Below are 23514 nucleotides of genomic sequence, written 5' to 3'. Positions count from 1 at the left end.
CTGGCCATGCGATGCCCGCCCCGAAGCGCTCGGAAGCCGCGATCACGCGGAGCGAAGGCGGCGACGCCGAAAACACATCCGGTCCCCGTAACGCGAAAGCAGGGGGCCACATTCCGGTTCCGGGCTAGCCGCCCGCGCTCCGCGACCTCCCCAACCGCTTCTCCGGAAGCGGCGATGACGCACGCCTGCTTCTCCCTCCCCTTCATGGGGAGGAGGAAGAGTCGGCGGAGCCGATCCGACGACGATGTCGGCGCGAAGCGACGACAGGGTGGGGTGCGTCTGCAATTCCCCACCCGGTCGCTACGCGACCACCCTCCCCATGAAGGGGAGGGAGAGCATCCAGCCTTCTCCCTTGCCGCCAGACACATTACAGACCCCCCATGACCGCCCCCTCCCCCTCGCTTGATCAACGCAAGGCCGAGACCCGCGCCTGGTTCGAGACACTGCGCGATCGCGTCCACGCCGCCTTCGAGGCGCTGGAGGACGCGGCGCCCGCCGACCTGTTTCCCGGCGAACCCGGCCGCTTCGTGCGCACGCCCTGGGACCGGCCCGAGGGCGGCGGCGGCGTCATGGGCATGATGCACGGCCGGCTGTTCGAAAAGGTCGGGGTCCATGTCTCGACCGTGCACGGGACCTTCCCGGCCGACTATGCGAAGTCGGTGCCCGGCGCCGCGGAGGATCCGCGCTTCTTCGCCACCGGCGTCAGCCTGATCGCCCATCCCGTCAGCCCGCGCGTGCCGGCGGTGCATATGAACACCCGCTTCATCGCCACGACCCGCAGCTGGTTCGGCGGAGGGGGCGATCTGACCCCGGTCCTGAACGTCGACCGCCGCCCGGACGCGCCCGACACCCTCGCCTTCCACGCGGCGATGAAGGCCGCCTGCGACGCCCACGATCCGGCCAGAGACGGTTCATGGCACGCCCGCTTCAAGGCGTGGTGCGACGAATATTTCTGGCTGCCCCACCGCAACGAGCCCCGCGGCACCGGCGGGATCTTCTACGACCACCACGACAGCGGCGACTACCACAGGGATTTCGCCTTCACCCGTGACGTCGGGACCCGGTTCCTCGAGGCCTATTCCGGCATCGTCGCCGGCCGGATGGCCGAGCCCTGGACCGCCGGGGAGCGCGACGAACAGCTGGTCCGGCGCGGCCGCTATGTCGAGTTCAACCTGCTCTACGACCGCGGCACCATGTTCGGGCTCAAGACCGGCGGCAACGTCGAGTCGATCCTCAGTTCGATGCCGCCTGTGGTGAAATGGCCCTGACGATCAGGCCGCCTCGCGGCGCGCCTCGCCATCGAGCGCGGAGGCGATGGCCTCGAACAGGCTGACCAGGGTCACCGGCTTGGTCAGGTGGCCGTCCGCTCCCGCCACGCGGCCGGACGCCACATGTTCGGCCATGGCGTTGGCGGTCAGCATCACGATCGGCGTCCGCCCCAGGCCCTGCTCCGCCTCCATGGCGCGGATTTCCCGCGTCGCCGTCAGCCCGTCCATGACCGGCATCTGCATGTCCATCAGGACCAGATCGAACCCGCCGCCCGCAAGGGCCTCGACCGCCTGCTGCCCGTTTTCGACCGACACCAGTTCCATGGCGGTGGCCGCCAGCATGATCTCGACGACCTTGCGGTTGGCCGGGTGATCGTCCGCCAGCAGAATGCGCAGGGGCGCCGTTGTGATGTCCGTCACCGTCAACGGCTCCGCCTCGCTCGCACCCCTGACGGCGCGCGGCATCGGAATGTCGAACCAGAAGGTCGAACCCTCGCCCGGCGCGCTGTCGCAATCCAGCGCCCCGCCGCCCATCAGCTCGACCAGGGCGTTTGAGATGGTCAGGCCCAGGCCCGTGCCGCCGTACCGTCGTGTGATCGAGCCGTCCGCCTGCTGGAACCGGCGGAAGATGCGGCCCTTCTGGTCGGGCTCGAACCCGACGCCGGTGTCCGTGACACGGAAGGCCGCCCGGCCGCCGTCCATGGCCGCCACCGAAATCCGCACCGATCCCTTCGAGGTGAATTTCAGCGCATTGCTGACCAGGTTCGTCAGCACCTGCCTCAGCCGCACCGCGTCGCCTTCGACCAGACCCGCAAGGGCCGGATCGAACTCGACCTCGAGCGCGACGCCCTGATCCTCGGCCTTGACCCGCCACAGGGCGGCGACGTCATGGACCGACTGCTCGAGATCGAACGGGGCCCGCTCGAAGGTCAGCTGCCCGGACTCGATCTTGGCGCTGTCGAGGATGTCGGACAGCAGCCGCTCCAGGGTCGCGCCGGACGAGCGGATCAATTCGACCATTTCGTGCTCCTGCGGGTGCAGGTCGCGGCGCGCCAGGGAGTCCGCCATCGACACCACGCCGTTCAGGGGCGTCCGGATTTCGTGGCTCATATTGGCGAGGAATTCGCTCTTGGCCAGATTGGCTCCCTCCGCCCGGCGCTGGGCCAGCCGCAGCCGCTCGGCCTGCCGGGATTGCCACGCCAGGGTCGCGGCCGCGAACAGCAGGAAGATCACGGCGATGCCGATGATGGCCCGCTGCAGGCCGGTGTTGGACCGCGCCGTCTCCAGCTGCCGCCGGCGCTCGGCCAGCTGCTGCTGCATGTCGCCGGTCACCTGATGGATGCCTGCGCTGTAGCTGCGGGCCGCCGCGGTCTCGCTGGCGACCATATGCGCCCTGAGGAGGTGGAAGGCCTGCTCGGGACGGCCTTCGGCGAACAGCACCTCGGCCTCCGCGTGATCGACCTCCGGCTGGACGCCCGTCTCGCGTTCGAGGCGGCGCAGCGCGTTCACGTCGCGACGGGCGCCGGCGACCTGCCCGGTGCGGGCCCGGGCGATGGCGCGCAGCGGCAGGGCCTCGGCGGACAGGAACGCCGCCTCGCCGAGACTTTCCCCATAGGGCGCCAGACAGGCCAGGACCGCGCGCGGTTCGCCGCGGGCGTGGGCGACCGTCGCGCACAGGCTGGCGTCATAGACGGACAGGGTCGTCAGCCCCGCCCGCCGGGCCAGCCGGTGGTGGGCCGCGAAATAACGGGCGGCGCGGTGTCCGTCGCCCACCCTCGCCGCCATCATGGCCAGGTTGTAGAGGCTGTCGAAGTCGGGGCGGGGGTAGGCCGGGTTGGAATAGTCGATCTCGAATTTCCGGAAGGCGGCGGCCGCGCCCGTGACGTCGTTCAGCTCTTTCAGGCCCATGCCCGTGACCTCCCAGATCCCGGCCTGGGCGGTAGCGGCGAAGGCGTCCTTTTCCGGAATGTCGGCCTGGGCTTCGCCCAGCAGTTCCAGCCCTTCGCCGATCCGGCCTTCGTCGATCAGGGCGAGGGCGTTGAGGCGGGCCGCATGGGCCCGGACGAACCAGTCGCGTCCCTCGCGCGCCATCCTTTGCATCTCGACGACGACGCCGGCATCTCCCCTGTCATAACGGATCGCCAGGACGTTCAGGGCGGCGATGTCGACGTACCGGTCGTCCCCCCGTCGCCGCGCCGCCGCGGCCAGTCTACCGTTCCACAGGGTCGCCTTTTCGAAGTCGCCCTGGTTCAGGATGGTCCAGGTGACGTGATAGAGCCGGTTCAGGCCTTCCCGGTCGGTCCGGCGCATCGCCGCCACGCCAAAGCGGTCGAGGGCGGCGAAATCGGTCGATCCGGCCCGGGCCTCGACGAACCGCGCCAGTCGCAGGGCGTCGTCCGGAGCCTCCCGGGTCGTGGCCGCGGCGGCTTGGGCCATGACGGCCGGCGCGCCGCCGAGAACGACAGCGGCGGCCAGAAGCGCGACGGCGACACGAACAGGGAACATTGGAGGTCCGACAGTGTCACCCTTCCTCGCACGGCATGTGTTGAGCAAGCTTTAGCGAACGACGGTCCTTCCCCGACCGGGCGCGCCGGCGGACGATTCGCCGCGCCGGCCGCGGGCCAACCCGCTGTGGGAGACTCGCCGCACGCGATCCGCTAGACGCCCGCCATGGCCGACCCGGAACCCGTAGTCCTGATCAACGTCTATCGCTGCGATCCCTCGAAATTGGATCTGCTGATGGATCTGCTGGCCGTCATGGTCCGGGCCCAGCGCCAGGCCGACGGCTTTCTGTCGGCCACCCTCCACCGGGGCCTGAACGGCAAGGTCGCGGCGGTGCACGCCGTCTGGCGGACGCGCGAGGACTGGAAGGCCATGACCCGCCTGCCGGCGGTCAATGCCGCCATGGAGCCGATCATGGCCATCGCGACGTTCGAACCCCACCTCTACGAGGCGGGCGAAGTCTTCGTCTAACCGGCCTGGGTGAACCAGACCTCGGCCTTGGCGCCCGCCTCGCCAAGGGTTTCCGCGACCCAGCCGCAGATTTCCCGCGCCGCCGCCTCGGCTCCCGCGGGAGGATTCAGGATCACCACCGCACAGCCGTTCATCCGCATCGGGTCGGTCAGCGGGCGCAGGCGCGCCTCGGCCACCAGCACGCGCTGGGCGCCCGCCTGGTCCAGACGGCGCAGGAAGCCGTCGAAGGTTTCCAGATCCTTCAGCGGCGTCCAGATCGCCACCGTGGCGCGGGCGTCGGCGCGGACGATGGCGGCGCCGGTGTCGGCCGCGCGAAGATAGTCGTCGGGCTTCTCGAACGGCGGATCGATGAGAACCAACGGGCCCGTCGCCTCGGCCGCCCAGGCCCGCGCCTGGTCATAGCCGTCTCCGCCCTCGGCCGCGGCCTCCGGATACGGCGCCAGCGCCTCGGTCAGCAGGTCCAGCACCGGCGGGTTCAGCTCGAAGCCGACATAGCGGTCGTCATCCCGCAGCGTCTGCGCCACCAGCAGGGGCGAGCCGGGATAGAGGGCCGCCCCGCCGCGCGGGTTCAGCCGGGTCACGGCGGCGGCCAGCGCCTCGATCAGGGGCGGCCGCCTCTCCGCCGCCATCAGCCGCGCGACCCCGGCCTCGGCCTCCTTCGACCGCGTCCCGTCTCCGGCCAGATCGTAGACACCGGCGCCGGCATGGGTGTCGATAACCGTCAGGGGGCCGTCGGCCCCGCGCCGTTCGAGCAACCACAGAAGCAGGGCGTGCTTGACCAGGTCGGCGAAATTTCCGGCGTGAAAGCTGTGGCGATAGTTCATGGGGCTTCCGTCGTCCGCCGGGCCGCCGCGGTCAAGAGCGGACGGGAACCCTCCGCCTCCGCCCGTCGTTCGGCGACGCGAACCGGAGTGCAAAGTGATCGATCCTCCCGCCCCGTCCGACCGCCGGCACGCCCGCCCCGGGGCGGCTGGAGCGTGACCGCCGCCGATCCCGCGACCGAGATTCCGCGCGGCCTGACCTGGAGCAGCGATGAACAACCCGGCATCCGGCGCACCGCCTCGGGCAAGGGGTTCAGCTATCGTGACGCCAGCGGCGCGGTGATCCGCGACGAGCCGACGCTCGCGCGACTTCGCGCGCTGGCCATTCCCCCGGCCTGGACCGACGTCTGGATCTGCCCCCGCGCCTCGGGCCACATCCAGGCCACCGGTCGCGACGCGAAGGGCCGCAAACAGTACCGCTATCATGACGGCTGGAGCAGTCATGCGTCGGAGACCAAGTTCGAGCGCCTGCCGGCCTTCGCCAGGAAGCTGCCGCGGTTGCGTCAACGGGTCGAGGCCGATCTCAACCGGCGCGGCGTATCGCGGGACAAGGTGCTGGCCACCGCCGTCCGGCTTCTCGAGATCACCCTGATCCGGGTGGGCAACGCCCAGTACGCAAGGCAGAATCGCTCCTACGGCCTGACCACGCTGAACAAGCGGCATCTCGACGTCGACGGAACCGCCCTGACCTTCACTTTCAAGGGCAAGAGCGGCGTGGAGCATGAGGTGAGGGTGAAGGACCGTCGCCTTGCCACCGTGGTGCGCTCCCTGCGCGAGCTGCCGGGCCAGCAGCTGTTCAAATACCGGGGCGCCGACGGCCAGCTGTGCGCCCTCACCTCGGACGATGTGAACGCCTATATCCGCGAGGCCATGGGCGACCAGTTCTCGGCCAAGGACTTCCGCACCTGGGCCGGCACGGTCTCGGCCGCCCGGGCCCTGCGCGAGATGGAGCCGCCCGCCTCTGCGACCGAGGCGAAGCGCCAGATCACCGTCTGCGTCAAGGCGGTGGCCGGTCTGCTGGGCAATACGCCGACGGTGTGCCGGTCATCGTATGTGCATCCGAAGGTGTTCGAGCTGTTCGAAAGCGGCCACCTGGCGGGCGTCCTGCCCGGGCCGGATACGGCGGCGTTCGAGAAGGCCCTCATCAGGACATTGACGTGACGACGTTTTAACTAGGATTCCGGGAAAACGACGGTTTACGAAACCCTCTTTGTCGGAGGGATCCAATCAATGTCGGTTTCGAATAATTTTCTGCGCCTCGGCGTCCTCGCCGTCCTGGTCGGCGTGAGCCTTGGCATCTGGATGGGCGCGAACGAGAATTTCACGCTGCGCCCCGTCCATGCCCACATCAATCTGATCGGCTGGGCGTCGATGATGCTGTTCGGCCTCGTCTACCGCGTCATCCCCGAAGCCGCCAAAGGCTGGATGCCCGTGGCTCATCTCGTTCTGGCGGCCGTGGGCTTCCTGATCATGATGCCAAGCCTGTCGCTCATGCTGATGGGCAACACGGCTCTGGTCCCCTTCCTGGTCGTCTCCGAGGTGATGGTGTTCGTCAGCCTGCTGCTGTTCGCGGTCATCGTCTTCCGGGCCACGGGCGGCAAGTCGGCGACGATGACTGCCTAGGCGGTCATCCAGTAGCCTCGGCTGCGGACGCTGACCGGCGCCCGCGTCATCTCGACCCGCGACAGGATCGCCGCCTTGAAGGCGTCCGCCTCGTCGTCGCCGACCAGCAGCCGCAGCGACCGGATGATCCGCGTGATCCGCAGATGGTTGTGGTCGTTCGGCATCAGCCAGTCGTGGGTGGCGCGATAGAAGGCGTCCATCCGGTCCGTCGCGGCGGCGAGAGCGATCTGGGCCATGCCCGAGTCCCGGATGGCCTCGACCTCCGCGTCCGTCAGGACCGGGGCGTCGGGCACGGCGCGAGACGGCTCGCGCAAGGGGAACAGCCACTGGATGTAGTCGTGGGACTGCTCCAGTGCGCTGTTGTCCATGGCCAGGATGTCGAACAGGGTGCGTCCCCGCGCATCGGGACCTTCGCCTTCGAGAAAGGCGGTTATGGCGCCGGGCGCGGACATGGGTTCGCCCTAGGCCGCCTTGTCCCAGTTGAGCACGACCTTGCCGGACTGGCCGGACCGCATGGCCTCGAAGCCCTCCTCGAAGCGCTCGTAGCCCATCTGGTGGGTGATCAGCGGGGTCAGGTCGAGGCCGGCCTTGAGCAGGCCCAGCATCTTGCGCCAGGTGGTAAACATCTCGCGGCCGTAGACGCCCTTGATGGTCAGGGCCTTGAGGATGATCGCGCCCCAGTCGGTTTCCATCGGCTTCGACGGGATGCCCAGCATGGCCATGCCGCCGCCCATGATCAGGGTGTCGACGCACTGTTTGAAGGCAATCGGCGAGCCCGACATCTCAAGCGCCACGTCGAAGCCGACCTTGAGGCCGAGCTCGTGCATGACGTCCTTCAGATCCTCCCGCGTCGTGTTCACGGTGCGCACGCCCGGCGCGACCTTCTGGGCCAGCTCGAGGCGGAAGTCGTTGATGTCGGTCAGGACCACGGTGCGGGCGCCCGCGTGGCGGGCGACGGCCGCAGCCATCATGCCGATGGGTCCGGCGCCGGTGACCAGCACATCCTCGCCAAGCAGGTCGAACTGCTGCGCCGTGTGCACCGCGTTGCCGAACGGGTCGAGGATCGCGCCGATCTCCCACGGCACCTCGTCGGGCAGTTCAATCACGTTGAAGGCCGGGGCGACGACGAATTCGGCGAAGGCGCCCTGGCGGTTGACACCGATGCCGCGGGTGTCGGGATCGAGGTGGAAATGGCCGGCGCGGGCCGCTTCCGAGTTCAGGTCGATGACGTGGCCCTCGGCCGAAACCCGCTGCCCGACCTTGAGGCGGCGATCGACGTCCTTGCCGATGGCGACGATCTCGCCCGAGAATTCGTGACCGGTGATCATAGGCACCGGGACGTTCTTCTGGCTCCACTCGTCCCAGTTCCAGATGTGGATGTCGGTGCCGCAGACGGCGGTGCGCTTGACGCGGATCAGCACGTCCTCCGGCCCGGCCACGGGGACCGGCGCGTCGATCAGTTCGAGGCCGACTTCGGGCCGGGTCTTGGCCAGAGCCTTCATGGTGTCGGTCATCAGATAACTCCCAATTCGCGTCCGGCCGTCGTGAACGCCGCGACCGTTTGATCAATCTGTTCGAAGGTGTGGGCCGCCGACATCTGGGTGCGGATGCGGGCCTGGCCGCGCGGCACCACCGGGAAGCTGAAGCCGATGACGTAAACGCCCAGCTCGAGCGCCCGGGCGGCGAAGTCCTGGGCCAGTTTCGCGTCGCCCAGCATGACCGGGATGATCGGATGCTCGCCCGGCAGCAGGGTGAAGCCGGCCTCCGTCATGGCGGCGCGATAGCGGACGGCGTTGGCGAACAGCTGTTTGCGCAGGCCGTCGCCCTCGTCGCCGCCGGCGATGCGGATGGCCTCGAGGCTGGAGCCGCAGACGGCCGGGGCCAGGGCGTTGGAGAAGAGGTAGGGCCGGGCCCGCTGCTTCAGCAGGGCCACGACCTCGGACGTCGCACAGATGAAGCCGCCCATGGCCCCGCCCAGCGCCTTGCCGAAGGTGCCGGTCAGGAAGTCGATCTCGACCCCGTGATGGGCGTATGAGCCGCGGCCCTGGGGGCCGAGGAAGCCGGTCGCATGGCAGTCGTCGACCATGATCAGGGCGTCGTATTTGTCGGCCAGCGCCCGGATGTCCTTCAGCTTGGCGATATAGCCGTCCATCGAGAAGGCGCCGTCGGTGGCGATGACGATCTCGCGCGCGCCATCGGCCCGGGCCTGTTTCAGCTGGGTCTCCAGGTCGTCCATGTCCGAGTTGGCGAAGCGATACCGCTTGGCCTTGCACAGCCGGACGCCGTCGATGATCGAGGCATGGTTCAGACTGTCGGAGACGATGGCGTCCTCGGCCCCGAACAGGGGCTCGAAGATGCCGCCGTTGGCGTCGAAGGCGGCGGCGAACAGGATCGTGTCCTCAAAGCCCAGATAGTCGGCGATCGATCGCTCGAGTTCCTTGTGGATCTCCAGGGTGCCGCAGATGAAGCGCACCGAAGCGGTGCCGGCCCCCCATTTCTGCTGCGCCGCGATCCCGGCCTGGGTCACCCGTTCGTCGCCGGCGAGGCCGAGATAGTTGTTGGCGCAGAAATTCAGCACGTCGCGGCCGCCGACCCTGATCACCGGGCCCTGACGGGAGGCGATGACCCGCTCCGGCTTGGTCAGCCCCTGGGCGTCGATGTCGGCGAGTTCCGCGCGGACGCGGTCATGGAAGGTTGCTGTCATGGGCGCTCCGCTAGGCCATTTTTCGTGCGGTTTGAACCCCCGCCGGACGCGCGCCTCAACCTCCGGGGACCGGGGCCGGCTCGGCCGCAGCCCGGAACGGGCTGACCTGGATGCGGCCGCCGCATGGCGTGAAGGTCTGGGCCAGGGTCGTGGGCGAGGTGTCGCCCGGGGCGAGGGCGCGGATGCGCGCGGCGGTCGGACAGGCCGTCTCGCCCTGTCCCTCGTTCGGGACGACGGTCCAGGCGAGGTCGAAGAAGGCCTTGGCCTGCGGCTGGACTGTAACCGGCGCCGGCGCCTGTCCGGAGCGCAGGTAGCTGCCCGGGTTCTGTTCGGATCGGACGGTTGTCAGGCTGCGCCCGCGCGCATCCTGCAGCGTCACGGTCGGATAGCCGGTCAGGCTGCAGACCTGGGCGCTGACGTTCTGCACGCCGACGATCGTGACCCGATGGCCCATGCCGGCGTCGCCGCTGTCGGCCGAAAGCTTCAACTGAGGTCCCTTGCACGGCGTGGCTGCGGGCGGCAGCGGTCCTCCCGGCAAGGCGTCGGGCGTCGGGACCGGGCCGGGCGCGATCGGAGCCGACGCGGGCCGGCTGCACCGCTCCAGCACCGCGACGCCGACGTCCTGATTGGGGCCGAGGCGGCTGAGGCTGGCGCTTTCCTGACCCGCCGCCGTCACGGTCTGCCATTCCATGCCCGAGCCGGTGAAGCGCGCGCCCGAGGGGGCCTGAACGGCACGCAGGACGTAGGTTCGGCTCCTGTAGGTCAGCTGGGCGGTCGCGGCGTCGGGATAGGCGACGGTGACCGACTGACCGCTTTCACAGGCGTAGCTGACCGCCGGGGCCATGGGTCCCGCCGGCGCCGGGCTCGGCTCGACCGGCGCCGTCGGCGGCGCTTCGGCCTCCCGGGTGCAGCCCGCGGCGGCGGTCAGGGCCAGGGTCGAGACGATCGTGCAGACAGTGCGAGGGCGCATGGAAGCTCCACGGTTGGGTCTGAAGTTCAACGTCAGCCAAGGCCAAAGGCTCCGCTTGCGCAAGCGCCGGGACCGACCCGTCAGGCTGTCAGCAGCCGGGGCAGTTTGAAGGCGACGGTTTCCCGTTCGCCGGCGTCCTCAACGACTTCGGCGTCGAACCGGGCGCACACCGCCTCGATGAGCTCCTCGATCAGACGCTCCGGGGCCGAAGCTCCGGCGGTGATGCCGAGGGTCGAGACGCCTTCCAGCCAGGACCAGTCAACCTGCGCCGCGTCATCGACCAGACGGGCGTCGCGGGCTCCCGCGCGCAAGGCCACTTCGACCAGGCGCACCGAGTTGGACGAGTTGGCGGACCCGATCACCAGCACCAGATCGCAGCCCGCGCCCAGCCGCTTGACCGCCTCCTGGCGGTTGGTTGTGGCGTAGCAGATGTCTTCCTTGTGCGGGTCCGGCAGTTCGGGGAAACGGCGCTTCAGCACCGACAGGATTTCGCTGGTGTCGTCGACCGACAGGGTCGTCTGGGTGGCGTAGGCCAGGGGCGCGTCGCCCGGACGCTGGAAGGCCTCGGCATCGGCGGTCGTCTCGACCAGACTGATGGCGTCGGCCGGAAGTTGTCCCATGGTGCCGACGACCTCGGGGTGGCCCGCGTGGCCGATCAGGATGATGTGCCGCCCGGCCGCGTGATGGCGCTCGGCCTCGACATGGACCTTGGAGACCAGGGGGCAGGTCGCGTCGAGATACAGCATCTCGCGGGCCCGCGCCGTGGCGGGCACCGACTTGGGCACGCCGTGGGCCGAGAACACCACCGGACGGTCGTCGGGACAGTCGTCCAGTTCCTTGACGAAGACGGCGCCCATGGCCTTGAGCCGCTCGACCACGTGGCGATTGTGCACGATCTCGTGCCGCACATAGACGGGGGCGCCATATTTCCCGATCGCCCGCTCGACGATCTGGATGGCCCGGTCGACGCCCGCACAGAAGCCGCGCGGCGTGGCCAGGCGCACGGTCAGGGCGCGCTTGCCGGTCGGGTGGATGGGGGCGTGAACGGTCATCGCCGGAACCTAGTCGTTCGAACCCCTTCCCGCCACCGTGGTTTCCGCGCGCGCGGGTTTGCCGCGCCTCGGTTTAGCCGCTATCAGCGGCGAGCGTGCCGCCGGCGTCGGGCTGTCGCCGCACCTCCTCGTTTCCGGAACACTTTCATGCGTCGCGTCCTCAAGGTTTCCCTGGCCTCGGCCCTCGCCGCCGCCGCGATCGCGGTCGTGACCGTCCCGACGGTCGCCAGCGCCCAGTACGGCTCCGGGCAGCAGCAGCAGGATCGCACCGGCCGCCAGCGTCCCGGCCAGGAACCGCAGGCCGGCGAGCAGGCCGACCCCAACACCCCGCGCCGCCCCCGCATCGCGCCCCTGCGCCGCAGCGCCGCCGCCGGCCCCTGCCCCTATGTTAAGGTGCTGTACGACGCCGCCCGCTATGTCGAACTGACCGGCGACCGGGTTGCGGCCGCCAACGTCGGCTTCACCGGCGAGATCGAGGGTCTGGTGTCGGACTGCGGCTACCAGGACGACCAGCCCATCACCGTGCAGACCCGCATCCTGTTCAACCTCGGTCGCGGGCCCCAGGCCCAGGGCGACGCCCGCACCTATCGCTACTGGATCGCGGTGACCGAACGGAACCGGGCGATCCTGGCCAAGGAATATTTCGACCTGCCCGTGAATTTCGACGGCGAACAAACGGCGACGGTCACCCAGGACCAGACCATCGTCATCCCGCGCGCCAGCGCCACCACCAGCGGCGACCATTTCGAAATCCTGGTCGGCTTCGACGTCACGCCGCAGATGGCCGAGTTCAACCGCTCGGGCAGCCGGTTCCGCGTCAATGCGGGCACGCCGGCCGCCACGCCTCCCCCGGCCCAGTAAATGACCGACCTCAGAACTGTCCTGGGCGAAGCGGTCGGGGCCGCCTTCGCCGCCGAAGGCGTGGACCCCTCGCTGGGACGCGTCACGACCTCGGATCGCCCCGACCTGGCGGATTTCCAGTCGAACGGGGCGCTGGCCGCCGCCAGGGCGCTGAAAGCCAATCCGCGCGAGCTTGCGGCCCGGGTCGCCGAGCGGCTGGCGGGTGATCCGCGCCTGTCCTCGGTCGAGGTGGCGGGACCAGGCTTCATCAATCTCAAACTGGCGGACTCCGCCCTGTCGGCCCGGGCCGCCGAAGTGGCCGCCGACGCCGGACATTCGGGCGCTTCAACGGTCGCCACGGCGCGCAAGGTCATCATCGACTTCGGCGGCCCGAACGTGGCCAAGCCGATGCACGTCGGCCATTTGCGCTCGTCGATCATCGGCGAGAGCCTGAAACGCATCTTCCGCTTCCGCGGCGACACGGTCTGGGGCGACGCCCATTTCGGCGACTGGGGCTTCCAGATGGGCCTGCTGATCGTCGCCGTCGGCGACGAGGGCAAGGCCGACGGCTTCCTCGCCGAGGGTGACGGTCCCTTCCCGGCGCAGAGCCCGGTCTCGCTGGAAGACCTCGAACGCCTCTATCCGGCCGCCGCGGCCATGGCCAAAGAAGACGCCGGCTTCCGCGACCGCGCCCGCAAGGCGACGGCGGAGCTGCAGGGCGGTCGCCCGGGCTACCGGGCGCTGTGGGCCCATTTCGTCGCCGTCAGCCGCACGGCGCTGGAGCGTGAGTTCGGCGCCCTGGGCGTGACCTTCGACCTGTGGAACGGCGAGAGCGACGCCGATCCCGTGATGGCCGAGATGATCGCCCACCTCGAGAAGACCGGCCTGCTGGTCGAGGACGACGGCGCCCGGGTGGTGCACGTGGCCAGGCCCGGAGAAACCCGCAAACGCAAGCTGGCCGACGGCTCCGTTATCGAGGCGCCCAGCCCGCCGCCGCTGCTGGTCATCTCGTCAGAGGGTTCGGCCATGTACGGCACGACCGACCTCGCCACGATCCTCGACCGACGCAAGGCCATCGACCCCGACCTGATTCTCTACGTCGTCGACGAGCGCCAGTCGGAGCATTTCGAACAGGTGTTCCGCGCGGCGTATCTCGCGGGTTACGCCGCCGAGGGTTCGCTGGACCACCTCGGCTTCGGCACCATGAACGGGCAGGACGGCAAGCCGTTCAAGACCCGCGCGGGCGGGGTGCTGAAGCTGCACGACCTGATCACCATGGCGGTGGAGAAGGCGCGCGACCGACTGCACGAGGCGCATCTGGGCGAAGATCTGACCGAGGCCGAGTTCGAGGCCACCGCCCACAAGGTGGCGGTCGCGGCGCTGAAATTCGCCGACCTGTCGAACAGCCGGACCACCAGCTACGTCTTCGACCTCGACCGCTTCATGAGCTTCGAGGGCAAGACCGGACCGTATCTTCTGTATCAGGCGGTGCGGATCAAATCCCTGCTGCGCAAGGCCGCCGAACAGGGCGCGACGCCCGGGCCCATCGTCATCGCCGAACCGGCCGAACGCGACCTGGCCCTGACGCTGGACGCCTTCTCGCAGGCGGTCGCCGAAGCCTATGAGAAGCGCATGCCCCACGTCGTGGCCGAGCATGCCTACCGGCTGGCGCAGTCGTTCTCCAAATTCTACGCCGCCTGCCCGGTGCTGATCGCGCCGGATGAGGCGACCCGAGGTTCGCGACTGGCGCTGTCGAAGGCCGCTCTGGACCAGCTGGAGACGGCCTTGCGCCTGTTGGGCATCGAGACGCCGGAGCGGATGTAGGCTAGACTGGCGGCTCGTTTCCGGAGCCGCCCATGTCGCTCGACGCCTATATCGCCGGCCTGCCGAAGGCGGAGCTTCATCTCCATATCGAAGGCAGCCTCGAGCCCGAGCTGATGTTCGAGCTGGCGCAGCGGAACGGCGTGACCATTCCGTTCGACAGCGTAGAGGCTGTGCGCGCCGCCTACGCCTTTTCCAACCTGCAGGACTTCCTCGACATCTACTACGCCGGGGCGAACGTGCTGCTGACGCGGCGCGACTTCGAGGATCTGGCGTTCGCCTATTTCGGGCGCGCGGCGGCGGACAACGTGCGGCACGCCGAGATTTTCTTCGACCCCCAGACCCATACCGACCGGGGCGTGCCCTTCGGGGTCGTCGTCGAGGGGTTGATCGCCGGCATGGACCGGGCCCGCGCCGAACTGGGCGTGACCTCGGGCCTGATTCTCAGTTTCCTGCGGCACCTGTCGGAGGAGGAAGCCTTCGCCACGCTCGAGGCGGCGAAGCCGTATCTGCGTCACTTCGTCGGGGTGGGGCTGGATTCATCAGAGGTGGGACACCCGCCCTCGAAATTCGAACGCGTCTTCGCCGCCGCCCGCGCGCTGGGCCTCAAGCTCTGCGCCCACGCCGGCGAGGAAGGTCCGCCGGCCTATGTCCGGGAGGCGCTGGACCTGCTGCACATCGACCGGATGGACCACGGCAACCGCTCGATGGAAGATTCGCGTCTGGTCGAGCGGCTGGCCGACGAACGGATGACGCTGACGGTCTGCCCGCTGTCGAACCTCAAGCTCTGCGTGGTGAAGGACCTCAGGGACCACCCCGTACCCGAAATGCTGCGGCGTGGTCTGCACGTCACCCTGAACTCCGACGATCCGGCCTATTTCGGAGGTTATGTGAACGAGAACTATCGCCAGCTGGCGCGGGCCGTGGGGCTGACGCGGGAGCAGGTCACCCTGCTGGCGCGCAACAGCTTCGAGGGCTCGTTCCTGGACGAGGCCGGAAAGGCCGCGCGGATCGCCGAAGTCGAGGCATACGCCGCCCGTCCCGCTTGACACCGACCCGGAGTCGGGGCCTAGGTCGCGGCGCTCTCGCGGGAGAGATCGGAGCCCTTTCGGGGGCTCCGGAGCCGAAGGCGCAACCGCCCCGGAAACGCTCAGGCAAACGGACCGCGAGGACGTACGGACGCTGGAAAGTCGCTCTCCGGAGCGCGCCGACGGAGCAAGGCTGGTCAGGGTTCTGGCGGCCGGAATCTCTCAGGCTTCAGGACAGCGGGGGCGCGAGGACGGCGGAGCTTTCCGCCCCAAGACGCGACCGTGGAGCCTGAACATGACCGACCAACCCCTGAAGACCACGCCCCTCAACGCCGCGCACCGCGCGCTCGGCGCCCGCATGGTGGGCTTCGGCGGCTATGACATGCCGGTGCAGTACGAGGGCGTGCTGGCCGAGCACCGCTGGACCCGGGAGCACGCCGGCCTGTTCGACGTCTCGCACATGGGCCAGTGCAGGATCACCGGCGAGGACGCGATCGCCCAGTTCGAACGGTTCGTGCCCGGGGACTATGCGGTCCTCAAGGCGGGCCGGCAGAAATACAGCCTGCTGCTGAACGCCGAGGGCGGCGTCATGGACGACCTGATGGCCGGCAAGCCAGATCATGACGGCCTCTATGTCGTGGTCAACGCCGGCAACAAGGACGCCGACTTCACCTTCCTGAAAGCCAATCTGCAGGGCGACGCGACGCTGAAAATCCTCGACGATCGCGCCCTGCTGGCCGTCCAGGGGCCCGAGGCCGCCGAGGTCATGGCCGCGCATGAGCCGCTGCTGGCCGAGATGGGCTTCATGGACTGCGCCCGGCTGATGCTGTTCGGCTGCGACTGCTTCGTTTCGCGGTCGGGCTATACCGGCGAGGACGGCTACGAGATTTCCGTTCCGGCGGATCAGGCCGAGCGCGTCTGGAACACGATCCTGAAGGACGCCCGGGTCAAGCCGATCGGCCTGGGCGCCCGCGACAGCCTGCGCCTCGAGGCCGGCCTGCCGCTGCACGGCCACGACATCGACGCCTCGACCAGCCCGGTCGAGGGCGCCCTGACCTTCGCCCTGTCGAAGTCGCGCAAGGAGCGTGCGGACTTCAACGGCGCCGACCGCATCCTGAAGGAACTGGCCGACGGCCCGTCGCGGATCCGTGTCGGCCTGAGCGTCAAGGAAGGCGCCCCGGCCCGCGAAGGCGCCGAGATCGCCGACATGGACGGCAAGGTCATCGGCACGGTCACTTCGGGCGGCCCCTCGCCGACGCTGGGCCGCAACATCGCCATGGGCTATGTCCCGCCGCAGTTCGCCGAACTGGGCACGGACCTGAAGGTCCTGGTGCGCGGCAAGCCCGCCGCGGCCGAGGTCGTCGCCATGCCCTTCGTCGCCCAACGCTACTATCGCAAACCGAAAGCCTGAGGATCGGATCGATGCATTTCTCCAAGGATCACGAGTGGGTTCGCTTCGACGGCGACATCGCCACCGTCGGAATCTCCAAGCACGCCGCTGACGCCCTGGGCGACGTGGTGTTCGTCGAGACGCCGGAGGCCGGCAAGTCGGTCTCGAAGGGCGACAGCTTCGCCGTCGTCGAGAGCGTCAAGGCGGCTTCGGACGTCTACGCCCCCGTCTCGGGCGAAGTGATCGAAGGCAACGCCGCCCTCGCCTCCGCCCCGGAAACGGTCAACGCCGATCCCGAAGGCGAAGGCTGGTTCGCGAAGATCAAGGTGTCGGACACCTCGACCGACGGCCTGATGGACCGCGCCGCCTACGACGCCTTCCTGGCCACCCTCTAAGCCCTTTCACGCACGGATCTCCCCGCCATGCGCTACCTCCCGCTGACGCCCGACGACCGCTCCGCCATGCTGGCGGCCATCGGCGCGAAATCCATCGACGACCTGTTCGTGGACGTGCCTGAAGCGGCGCGTCGCGACGGCTTCGTCGACCTGCCGCGCGTGGCGGGCGAGCTGGAGGTCGAGCGGGCGCTGGGAGCCATGGCGGCCAAGAACGCCTCGGCCGGCTCCGTGCCCTTCTTCTGCGGGGCGGGGGCCTACAAGCACCACGTCCCGGCGACGGTGGACCATGTGATCCAGCGGTCGGAGTTCCTGACCAGCTACACGCCCTACCAGCCGGAAATCGCCCAGGGCACGCTGCAGTATCTCTACGAATTCCAGACCCAGGTCGCGAACCTGACCGGCATGCCGGTGGCCAACGCCAGCCTCTATGACGGCTCGACCGCCATGGCCGAGGGCGTGCTGATGGCCACCCGCGTGACCCGCCGCAACAAGGCGGTGATCTCGGGCGGGGTGCATCCGCACTATGTCCGGGCGACCGAGACGGTGGTGCACGCCGTCGGGGTCGAAACCCAGGTTCTGCCCGCCGCCGTCGACGCCGAGGCGGAGGTGATCGCCCAGATCGGGCCGGACACCGCCTGCGTCGTGGTCCAGACCCCGAACGTGTTCGGCACGGCGACGGACGTCACCAAGATCGCCGAGGCGGCCCACGCCGCCGGGGCTCTGCTGATCGTGGTGGTCACCGAGGCCGTGTCCATGGGCCTGCTCAAGTCGCCGGGCGAAATGGGGGCCGACATCGTCGCCGCCGAGGGCCAGTCGATCGGCAACGCCCTGAATTTCGGCGGACCCTACGTCGGCCTGTTCGCCTGCCGGGAAAAGCTGGTCCGCCAGATGCCGGGGCGCCTGACCGGCGAGACGGTCGACGCCGACGGCAAGCGCGGCTTCGTCCTGACCCTGTCGACCCGCGAGCAGCACATCCGCCGCGACAAGGCGACGTCGAACATCTGCACCAACTCGGGCCTGTGCACCCTGGCCTTCACCATCCACATGAGCCTGCTGGGCGAGACGGGGCTGCGAAAGATGGCCCTGCTGAACCACGAGAAGGCGCTGGCCACGCGCGACGCTCTCGCCGCCATCCCGGGCGTCGAAATCCTGACCCCGCGCTTCTTCAACGAGTTCGCCGTGCGGCTGCCCGGAAACGCGGCGGAGATCGTCAACACCCTGGCCGGCCACCATATCCTGGCGGGGGTGCCCTACAGCCGTCTGGCGCCGGACGCCGGCATGGATGACGTCCTGCTGGTCGCCGCGACCGAAATGACGATGGATATCGACATCCAGATTCTCGCCAAATCCCTGTCCAAAGTCCTGGCCGCCTGAGGATCATGACCATGAGCACCATGAACTCCGTCGGCCGCCCGACCACTCCGAACCGCGTCGAGAGCAAGCCCGCCACCCTGACCGGCGGCCGCGGCCTGCTGCAGGACGAGCACCTGATCTTCGAGAGCGACGGCTGGGGCAAGACCGGCGTCGACCTGCCGGAACCCAAGACCGACGGCTCCGACCTCGGCGACCTGGTCCGCAGGGACCCGATCGGCCTGCCAGGTCTCTCCGAGCCCGAGACGATGCGCCACTATGTGCGCCTGTCGCAGAAGAACCACGCCATCGACCTGGCCATCTATCCGCTGGGCTCGTGCACGATGAAGCACAACCCGCGCCTCAACGAGAAAATGGCCCGCCTGCCGGGCTTCTCCGACATCCACCCGCTGCAGCCGACCTCGACGGTGCAGGGCGCGCTGGAGCTGATGGACACGCTGGCGCACTGGCTGAAGACCCTGACCGGCATGCCGGCCGTGGCCCTGTCGCCCAAGGCGGGCGCCCATGGCGAACTGTGCGGCCTGATGGCCATCCGTGCGGCCCACGAGGCCTCGGGCCAGCATGAGCGGCGCCGCAAGGTGCTGGTGCCGACCTCGGCCCACGGCACCAATCCGGCCACCGCCGCCTTCGTCGGCTATACGGTCGTGGAAGTGGCCCAGACCGAGGACGGCCGCGTCGACGTGGCCGACCTGGCCGCCAAGCTGGGCGACGACGTCGCCGCCATCATGGTGACCAATCCCAACACCTGCGGCCTGTTCGAGCGCGACATCCTCGAGATCAGCCGGCTGACCCATGAAGCGGGAGCTTATTTCTACTGCGACGGGGCCAATTTCAACGCCATCGTCGGGCGGGTGCGGCCGGGCGATCTGGGGGTCGACGCCATGCACATCAACCTGCACAAGACCTTCTCGACGCCGCACGGCGGCGGCGGGCCGGGCGCGGGTCCGGTGGTGCTGTCCGAGGCGCTGGCGCCGTTCGCCCCGGCCCCGTGGGTGGTGCATGACGCCGACGGCTATCGCCTGATCGAGCGCGAGGAGGATGAGGCGGCCCAGGCCTTCGGCCGGCTGTGCGCCTTCCAGGGCCAGATGGGCATGTATACCCGCGCCCTCAGCTACATGATGAGCCACGGGTCCGACGGCCTGCGTCAGGTCGCCGAGGACGCGGTGCTGAACGCCAACTATATCAAGGCCCGGCTGTCGGACCTGATGAGCGCCGCCTTCCCGGAGGGGCCGTGCATGCACGAGGCCCTGTTCGACGACGAATGGCTGAAGGGCACGGACGTGACCACGCTCGACTTCGCCAAGGCGATGATCGACGAGGGCTTCCACCCGATGACCATGTATTTCCCGCTGGTCGTTCACGGGGCCATGCTGATCGAGCCGACCGAGACCGAGTCGAAGCAGGAGCTGGATCGCTTCATCGAGGCGATGCGGGCGCTGGCGACGGCGGCCAAGGCCGGCGACGTCGACCGCTTCAAGGGCGCGCCCTTCCATGCGCCGATGAAGCGCCTGGACGAGACCCGAGCGGCCCGCTCGCCGGTGCTGCGCTGGACGGCGCCGGAAGGCTCGAACATCGCCGCCGAGTAGGTTCCGCTTCGCAACTGCGAAGCACGGCAAAGTGAACGCCGCCTGTCCCAGCAGGCGTATGCTCTCCCTTGCGTAGTCTGAGCCACAACAAGCGTTTGGGAGGCGCTAACGGTCATGATGTCACGCGTACAGAAGGGTGTGGTCGCCGGTCTCGCGGCCACGGTCGCGGTTTCGGTGCTTGAGATCGCGAATTTGATGCTGGGGCCCTGGGCCGCCAGCTTCCCGAGACTTCTTTCAGTCATGCTCCAGATGCCGGACACGATCGCGGTCGGGTGGGCGGCGCATTTGCTCGTCGGGACGCTCGTGCTCGGGCCGGCCTTCGGCGTGCTGTGCCCGCGGCTGCCGACGGACACGCCGGAATCCAAGGGCATCGTCTTCGCCATCGGGGCCTTCATCCTGATGGGGCTGACGATCGCGCCGCTGGTGGGGCTCGTCGGAGGCCGGCCGGTGGGCCTGTTCTTCATGGGCGCAGGCTTCGGCACCTTCGCCTGGATGATCGCCACGCACGCCGTCTACGGGATCGTACTGGGCAACGTCTATGGACGGCTGGTCGAGCGCGACAAGCGGGTCGGCTCGATGCCGGGCGCCGCGCCGGCGCACTGAAAACGACAACGCCCCGCCGGAGACCGGCGGGGCGTTTTTCTTGCGGCGCTGATCGAGCCTAGTTGAGGCGCGAGCCGATCTGGGCGATGGCGGCGTCGAGCAGCGGGTCGGACGTCTGGCCGGCCAGACGGGCGGCCAGGATCTGTTCGGCGGCGCGGGCGGCCAGGTCGGCGGCGGCGGCCTTCACTTCAGCGGAGGCCTGGGCCTCGGCCTGGGCGATGCGGCGTTCAGCCAGGTCCTGACGGCGCTTCAGGGTCTCTTCCAGCTTGACCTTGGCCTCGGCCTCCATGACGCGGGCGTCGGCTTCGGCGGATCTCAGCATTTCAGCGGCCTGGGCCTCGGCCTCGGCCTTTTCGGCGCGAATCTGGGCCAGCAGGGCCTCGGCCTCGGCGCGGAGGCGGGCGGCCTCGTCGAGCTCGGACTGGATCCGGGCGGCCTTGGCGTCGAGCTGGCCGGCGACCAGTTTGGGCACGCCGACGAAGACGCACAGGCCGATGAACAGGAACAGGCCGGCGGCGACCCAGAGCTCCGGGTTGGCGAGGTCGTAGAGATGCGGGTTGAAGAATTCCATCAGGCGGCGCCCTTCACAGCGGCAGCGGCTTCAGCGGCGGTCGGCGCCTTGCCGGTCAGGCGTTCGACGATGGCCGCGGCCGTGTCGGAAGCGATCGAGGAGACATTGGTCATGGCGGCGTCGCGGGTCCTGCCGATGGCGGTCTCGGCCTCGGCGATGCGGGCGTTGACGACGGCCTCTTCCTCGGCAGCGCGGGCGGCAGCCTGTTCGGTGACGCGGGCCTTGGCGGCGGCGGCCATGGAGCGGGACGAGGCGCGGGCGGCCTCGACCTCGGCCTTGGCCTGCTCAGCCTGGCCGGCGGCCTCGGCCTGGACCTGACGGGCGGCCGAGACGGCGTCGGAGATGGTGGCGGCGCGCTGGTCGATGACGCCGCGCAGACGCGGCACGAAGACCTTGGCCATCAGCCAGTAGAGCAGGGCGAACAGGATGATCAGATAGACGATCTGACCGAACCAGTGCTGGAACTCGAACTGCGGCAGGCCGCCTCCGCCTTCGCCGTGAGCGGCTTCGGTCGAGGCGTGCGTGTCCGCGACGTCCACCGAAGGCGGCGCGTCGTGAGTCACTGCGGGTTGAGCGGATACGGTCATCTGTCGCCTGAAGTTGGAGCGGTCGATACGTCAGTCAGAAACGAGGCGGCGGCCCGGCCGGAACCGGGCCGCCCCTCGATCAGAAGGACGAAATCAGCTCGCCGACGTCCAGAGCAGGATGCCGATGACGAACGACAGGATGCCCAGGGCTTCGGCCAGGGCCGCGCCGACGAACAGGTTGCCGATTTGCGAGCCGGCGGCCGACGGGTTGCGCAGGGCGCCCGAGAGGAAGTTGCCGAAGATGTTGCCGACGCCGATGCCGGCGCCGATCATGCCGGTCATGGCCAGGCCGGCGCCGATGGCGTTGCCGGCCGAGACGATGGCGGCGGCGTTGGCGGCGGCGATTTGCGGATCAACCATGGTGTTCAGTCCTGTGAGAGTTGGTTGGTTGGAGAAGAAGCGGGTGGGTTAGTGATGGTCGCCCAGATTGACCACGTCGTTCAGGTAGACGCAGGTCAGCACGGCGAAGACGAAGGCCTGGAGGAAGGCGACCAGGAACTCCAGCGCGGTCAGGGCGGTGACCAGGCTGAGAGAGAGGGCGGCGCCCGGCAGGCCGAGGTAGCCCCAGCCGCCCGCGGCGGCCATGGCGCCCAGCGACACGACGAAGCCGGCGAAGACCTTCAGGGCGACGTGGCCGCCCATCATGTTGCCGAACAGACGAAGGGTGAGGGTCAGGGGGCGCAGCAGGAAGGAGAAGAATTCGATCAGGCCGACGATCGGACGCATGACCAGCGGTGCGCCGGTGGGCCAGAACAGGGCGAGGAATTTCAGGCCGTTCTTCCGGATGCCGATGATCACGACCAGCAGGAAGGTGATGACGCCGAAGGTGGCGGTGACCGCCAGCTGCGAGGTGGCCGTGAAGCTGAGGAACAGGCCCAGCAGGTTCATCGCCAGGATGAAGGTGAAGACGGTGAAGACGAACGGGAAATATTTCTTGCCGTCGTGGCCGATGATCGACTCGGCGATGCCGTCGATCATGCCGAACAGGGTCTCGCCCACGGCCTGACCGCGGCCCGGAACGACCTTGGCGCCCGAGGTGACCAGCTGGAAGAAGATCACCACCACGAGGAAGGCGATGGTCATCGCCAGGTGCGAATTGGTGAAGGCCAGATGGACCGTGCCGACGAGCGGCAGAGTCACTTCGCCGAAGTCGAGACCCGGCAGAGGGGTAACCTGGAACTGGTGTAGCGGATCGGCCATCGGGCGATCAGACTCCCTGGTCTTCGTCGTCGTCGAAGGGAACCGAGTCCGGCTCCCCATGCTGTTTCGCTTCGGCCATCAGACGCTGCGCCGTGCGCCACGCCATCCACACCGAGACGGCGAAGCCCAGAAGGACGCCGCCGATGATTCCCCAGGGCGTCGTGCCGGCGAACCGGTCGATCCCGAAGCCGATCGCCAGACCGACGAAGACGCCGCCGAACAAATCGGCGAGAATCTTCCAGGCCTGTCCCGCCGCAGCCTGACCGGCGGCCTCGTGAGAGATCTGCCGGGCAGTGCGCGCCTCCAGATCGGATGCGCTGGTGTTAAGGCGTTCGATCGCCTCTTCGCGCGATTCCGTTGGCAGGGACATGATGGCCTCAGCGCCTCGATGCTGGCGCCGGAAGGCGGGCCTCGAAGGGGGTCTGAATTCGGCGCGGAACCTATAGGCGAGACCCCCGCAGGTCAAGGCGGCGCGGACGTGCTGTATGGCGTTGATTTTCCGCATGTTTGTTTCACCAATCCGGGGGCGTGGCGAAGGGTCGCTGGGGATGGGCCGAAATCCGGGCAGGAGTCTTCGCTTTCCGGCATCGCTGCCGGAAAGGGACGGGGAGGTCGCGGAGCGCGGGCGGCTAGCCCGGAACCGATATGTGGCCCCCTGCTTTCGCGTTACGGGGACCGGATGTGTTTTCGGCGTCGCCGCCTTCGCTCCGC

At 68.8% G+C, this 23514-nt stretch carries 24 protein-coding genes and 2 riboswitches; of the genes, 12 read left to right on the top strand and 12 right to left on the bottom strand.

Going from position 1 to position 23514, the window contains the following annotated elements; genetic code table 11:
* The first annotated feature begins 380 nt into the window (after window positions 1-380).
* The gene (gene hemF / locus ASD59_RS06230) at window positions 381-1268 is read left to right on the top strand and encodes an oxygen-dependent coproporphyrinogen oxidase (RefSeq protein ID WP_055829949.1); all 888 of its coding nucleotides are present in this window, start codon (window positions 381-383) and stop codon (window positions 1266-1268) included.
* Window positions 1269-1271: 3 nt separating this feature from the next.
* On the opposite strand, the gene ASD59_RS06225 is transcribed toward hemF, so the two are convergent.
* The gene (locus ASD59_RS06225) at window positions 1272-3773 is read right to left on the bottom strand and encodes an ATP-binding protein (protein ID WP_055829946.1); all 2502 of its coding nucleotides are present in this window, start codon (window positions 3771-3773) and stop codon (window positions 1272-1274) included.
* Between the two features lie 165 nt (window positions 3774-3938).
* Here ASD59_RS06225 and ASD59_RS06220 point away from each other — a divergent pair, with 165 nt between their 5' ends.
* Window positions 3939-4241, top strand: a complete 303-nt coding sequence (locus ASD59_RS06220; RefSeq protein WP_055829944.1) for an antibiotic biosynthesis monooxygenase family protein — start codon at window positions 3939-3941, stop codon at window positions 4239-4241.
* On the opposite strand, the gene rlmJ is transcribed toward ASD59_RS06220, so the two are convergent.
* Window positions 4238-5065, bottom strand: coding sequence for a 23S rRNA (adenine(2030)-N(6))-methyltransferase RlmJ (gene rlmJ, locus ASD59_RS06215; RefSeq protein ID WP_055829943.1), 828 nt, complete (start codon window positions 5063-5065; stop codon window positions 4238-4240). The two genes, ASD59_RS06220 and rlmJ, sit on opposite strands and share 4 nt — an antisense overlap.
* 153 nt (window positions 5066-5218) lie before the next feature.
* Between rlmJ and ASD59_RS06210 the strand changes: the two genes are divergently transcribed.
* Window positions 5219-6223 carry a DNA topoisomerase IB gene (locus ASD59_RS06210; RefSeq protein ID WP_235561738.1) on the top strand — a complete coding sequence of 335 codons (1005 nt, stop codon included), beginning with the start codon at window positions 5219-5221 and terminating at the stop codon, window positions 6221-6223.
* Between the two features lie 69 nt (window positions 6224-6292).
* Window positions 6293-6685 carry a hypothetical protein gene (locus ASD59_RS06205; RefSeq protein WP_055829940.1) on the top strand — a complete coding sequence of 131 codons (393 nt, stop codon included), beginning with the start codon at window positions 6293-6295 and terminating at the stop codon, window positions 6683-6685.
* On the opposite strand, the gene ASD59_RS06200 is transcribed toward ASD59_RS06205, so the two are convergent.
* The 5 genes from ASD59_RS06200 to ispH form a co-directional block, all read right to left on the bottom strand.
* Window positions 6682-7137 carry an opioid growth factor receptor-related protein gene (locus tag ASD59_RS06200; RefSeq protein ID WP_055829938.1) on the bottom strand — a complete coding sequence of 152 codons (456 nt, stop codon included), beginning with the start codon at window positions 7135-7137 and terminating at the stop codon, window positions 6682-6684. The genes ASD59_RS06205 and ASD59_RS06200 overlap by 4 nt on opposite strands.
* Window positions 7138-7146: 9 nt before the next feature.
* Window positions 7147-8199 (bottom strand): L-threonine 3-dehydrogenase, encoded by a 1053-nt coding sequence (gene tdh / locus ASD59_RS06195; protein WP_055829936.1) that lies wholly within the window; start codon window positions 8197-8199, stop codon window positions 7147-7149.
* On the bottom strand, window positions 8199-9389 hold the full coding sequence (locus ASD59_RS06190) for a glycine C-acetyltransferase (RefSeq protein WP_055829934.1): 1191 nt from the start codon (window positions 9387-9389) through the stop codon (window positions 8199-8201). Before ASD59_RS06190 ends, tdh begins: the two co-directional genes overlap by 1 nt.
* Before the next feature lie 55 nt (window positions 9390-9444).
* Window positions 9445-10359, bottom strand: coding sequence for a DUF4232 domain-containing protein (locus ASD59_RS06185; RefSeq protein ID WP_055829933.1), 915 nt, complete (start codon window positions 10357-10359; stop codon window positions 9445-9447).
* Between the two features lie 80 nt (window positions 10360-10439).
* Entirely contained in the window at window positions 10440-11411 is a 972-nt protein-coding gene (gene ispH / locus ASD59_RS06180) for a 4-hydroxy-3-methylbut-2-enyl diphosphate reductase (RefSeq protein ID WP_055829930.1), read from the bottom strand.
* A 147-nt stretch (window positions 11412-11558) separates the two neighbouring features.
* Here ispH and ASD59_RS06175 point away from each other — a divergent pair, with 147 nt between their 5' ends.
* The 8 genes from ASD59_RS06175 (at window position 11559) to ASD59_RS06140 (ending at window position 20445) form a co-directional block, all read left to right on the top strand.
* Window positions 11559-12272 carry a hypothetical protein gene (locus ASD59_RS06175; protein ID WP_055829928.1) on the top strand — a complete coding sequence of 238 codons (714 nt, stop codon included), beginning with the start codon at window positions 11559-11561 and terminating at the stop codon, window positions 12270-12272.
* Window positions 12273-14075 (top strand): arginine--tRNA ligase, encoded by a 1803-nt coding sequence (gene argS / locus ASD59_RS06170; RefSeq protein WP_055829927.1) that lies wholly within the window; start codon window positions 12273-12275, stop codon window positions 14073-14075.
* Between the two features lie 32 nt (window positions 14076-14107).
* Window positions 14108-15121, top strand: coding sequence for an adenosine deaminase (locus ASD59_RS06165; RefSeq protein ID WP_055829925.1), 1014 nt, complete (start codon window positions 14108-14110; stop codon window positions 15119-15121).
* Window positions 15122-15150: 29 nt separating this feature from the next.
* Window positions 15151-15248, top strand: a riboswitch (glycine riboswitch).
* A 4-nt stretch (window positions 15249-15252) separates the two neighbouring features.
* Window positions 15253-15340: riboswitch (glycine riboswitch) on the top strand.
* A gap of 55 nt (window positions 15341-15395) precedes the next feature.
* Window positions 15396-16511: a glycine cleavage system aminomethyltransferase GcvT gene (gene gcvT / locus ASD59_RS06160; RefSeq protein WP_055829923.1), complete on the top strand. Its 1116-nt coding sequence runs from the start codon at window positions 15396-15398 to the stop codon at window positions 16509-16511.
* 11 nt (window positions 16512-16522) lie between these two features.
* On the top strand, window positions 16523-16885 hold the full coding sequence (gene gcvH, locus ASD59_RS06155; RefSeq protein WP_055829922.1) for a glycine cleavage system protein GcvH: 363 nt from the start codon (window positions 16523-16525) through the stop codon (window positions 16883-16885).
* Window positions 16886-16912: 27 nt separating this feature from the next.
* A complete protein-coding gene (gcvPA, locus tag ASD59_RS06150) occupies window positions 16913-18259 on the top strand; it encodes an aminomethyl-transferring glycine dehydrogenase subunit GcvPA (RefSeq protein WP_055829920.1) in 1347 nt (448 codons plus the stop codon).
* Between the two features lie 11 nt (window positions 18260-18270).
* Window positions 18271-19842, top strand: coding sequence for an aminomethyl-transferring glycine dehydrogenase subunit GcvPB (gene gcvPB / locus ASD59_RS06145; RefSeq protein ID WP_055829918.1), 1572 nt, complete (start codon window positions 18271-18273; stop codon window positions 19840-19842).
* Between the two features lie 114 nt (window positions 19843-19956).
* A complete protein-coding gene (locus ASD59_RS06140; protein ID WP_055829916.1) occupies window positions 19957-20445 on the top strand; it encodes a DUF6789 family protein in 489 nt (162 codons plus the stop codon).
* Between the two features lie 58 nt (window positions 20446-20503).
* Here the strand turns inward: ASD59_RS06140 and ASD59_RS06135 are convergent, their stop codons facing one another.
* The 5 genes from ASD59_RS06135 to ASD59_RS06115 all read right to left on the bottom strand — a co-directional run bounded on the left by ASD59_RS06135 (window position 20504) and on the right by ASD59_RS06115 (window position 23173).
* The gene (locus ASD59_RS06135) at window positions 20504-21016 is read right to left on the bottom strand and encodes a F0F1 ATP synthase subunit B (RefSeq protein ID WP_055829914.1); all 513 of its coding nucleotides are present in this window, start codon (window positions 21014-21016) and stop codon (window positions 20504-20506) included.
* Window positions 21016-21603, bottom strand: a complete 588-nt coding sequence (locus ASD59_RS06130; protein ID WP_055829912.1) for a F0F1 ATP synthase subunit B family protein — start codon at window positions 21601-21603, stop codon at window positions 21016-21018. Before ASD59_RS06130 ends, ASD59_RS06135 begins: the two co-directional genes overlap by 1 nt.
* A 93-nt stretch (window positions 21604-21696) precedes the next feature.
* Window positions 21697-21963: a F0F1 ATP synthase subunit C gene (locus ASD59_RS06125; RefSeq protein WP_055829911.1), complete on the bottom strand. Its 267-nt coding sequence runs from the start codon at window positions 21961-21963 to the stop codon at window positions 21697-21699.
* Window positions 21964-22011: 48 nt separating this feature from the next.
* Window positions 22012-22803, bottom strand: coding sequence for a F0F1 ATP synthase subunit A (locus tag ASD59_RS06120; protein ID WP_055829909.1), 792 nt, complete (start codon window positions 22801-22803; stop codon window positions 22012-22014).
* A gap of 7 nt (window positions 22804-22810) precedes the next feature.
* Window positions 22811-23173, bottom strand: a complete 363-nt coding sequence (locus tag ASD59_RS06115; protein ID WP_055829951.1) for an AtpZ/AtpI family protein — start codon at window positions 23171-23173, stop codon at window positions 22811-22813.
* Window positions 23174-23514: the final 341 nt, after the last annotated feature.

The organism is Brevundimonas sp. Root608 (assembly GCF_001427825.1).
Lineage (GTDB): Bacteria > Pseudomonadota > Alphaproteobacteria > Caulobacterales > Caulobacteraceae > Brevundimonas.
This window is presented reverse-complemented; position numbering and strand designations above follow the sequence as displayed.

Excerpts from the sequence above, each read along its gene's own strand:
- gcvPA (WP_055829920.1), top strand. The coding sequence starts at position 16,913 with ATGCGCTACCTCCCGCTGACGCCCGACGACCGCTCCGCCATGCTGGCG.
- gcvPB (WP_055829918.1), top strand. The coding sequence starts at position 18,271 with ATGAGCACCATGAACTCCGTCGGCCGCCCGACCACTCCGAACCGCGTC.
- ASD59_RS06190 (WP_055829934.1), bottom strand. The coding sequence starts at position 9,389 with ATGACAGCAACCTTCCATGACCGCGTCCGCGCGGAACTCGCCGACATC.
- ASD59_RS06125 (WP_055829911.1), bottom strand. The coding sequence starts at position 21,963 with ATGGTTGATCCGCAAATCGCCGCCGCCAACGCCGCCGCCATCGTCTCG.
- ASD59_RS06165 (WP_055829925.1), top strand. The coding sequence starts at position 14,108 with ATGTCGCTCGACGCCTATATCGCCGGCCTGCCGAAGGCGGAGCTTCAT.
- ASD59_RS06200 (WP_055829938.1), bottom strand. The coding sequence starts at position 7,137 with ATGTCCGCGCCCGGCGCCATAACCGCCTTTCTCGAAGGCGAAGGTCCC.
- ASD59_RS06120 (WP_055829909.1), bottom strand. The coding sequence starts at position 22,803 with ATGGCCGATCCGCTACACCAGTTCCAGGTTACCCCTCTGCCGGGTCTC.
- ASD59_RS06135 (WP_055829914.1), bottom strand. The coding sequence starts at position 21,016 with ATGGAATTCTTCAACCCGCATCTCTACGACCTCGCCAACCCGGAGCTC.
- ispH (WP_055829930.1), bottom strand. The coding sequence starts at position 11,411 with ATGACCGTTCACGCCCCCATCCACCCGACCGGCAAGCGCGCCCTGACC.
- ASD59_RS06225 (WP_055829946.1), bottom strand. The coding sequence starts at position 3,773 with ATGTTCCCTGTTCGTGTCGCCGTCGCGCTTCTGGCCGCCGCTGTCGTT.
- gcvH (WP_055829922.1), top strand. The coding sequence starts at position 16,523 with ATGCATTTCTCCAAGGATCACGAGTGGGTTCGCTTCGACGGCGACATC.
- rlmJ (WP_055829943.1), bottom strand. The coding sequence starts at position 5,065 with ATGAACTATCGCCACAGCTTTCACGCCGGAAATTTCGCCGACCTGGTC.
- ASD59_RS06130 (WP_055829912.1), bottom strand. The coding sequence starts at position 21,603 with ATGACCGTATCCGCTCAACCCGCAGTGACTCACGACGCGCCGCCTTCG.
- tdh (WP_055829936.1), bottom strand. The coding sequence starts at position 8,199 with ATGACCGACACCATGAAGGCTCTGGCCAAGACCCGGCCCGAAGTCGGC.
- ASD59_RS06205 (WP_055829940.1), top strand. The coding sequence starts at position 6,293 with ATGTCGGTTTCGAATAATTTTCTGCGCCTCGGCGTCCTCGCCGTCCTG.
- ASD59_RS06185 (WP_055829933.1), bottom strand. The coding sequence starts at position 10,359 with ATGCGCCCTCGCACTGTCTGCACGATCGTCTCGACCCTGGCCCTGACC.
- ASD59_RS06220 (WP_055829944.1), top strand. The coding sequence starts at position 3,939 with ATGGCCGACCCGGAACCCGTAGTCCTGATCAACGTCTATCGCTGCGAT.
- ASD59_RS06115 (WP_055829951.1), bottom strand. The coding sequence starts at position 23,173 with ATGTCCCTGCCAACGGAATCGCGCGAAGAGGCGATCGAACGCCTTAAC.
- ASD59_RS06175 (WP_055829928.1), top strand. The coding sequence starts at position 11,559 with ATGCGTCGCGTCCTCAAGGTTTCCCTGGCCTCGGCCCTCGCCGCCGCC.
- argS (WP_055829927.1), top strand. The coding sequence starts at position 12,273 with ATGACCGACCTCAGAACTGTCCTGGGCGAAGCGGTCGGGGCCGCCTTC.
- hemF (WP_055829949.1), top strand. The coding sequence starts at position 381 with ATGACCGCCCCCTCCCCCTCGCTTGATCAACGCAAGGCCGAGACCCGC.
- ASD59_RS06140 (WP_055829916.1), top strand. The coding sequence starts at position 19,957 with ATGATGTCACGCGTACAGAAGGGTGTGGTCGCCGGTCTCGCGGCCACG.
- gcvT (WP_055829923.1), top strand. The coding sequence starts at position 15,396 with ATGACCGACCAACCCCTGAAGACCACGCCCCTCAACGCCGCGCACCGC.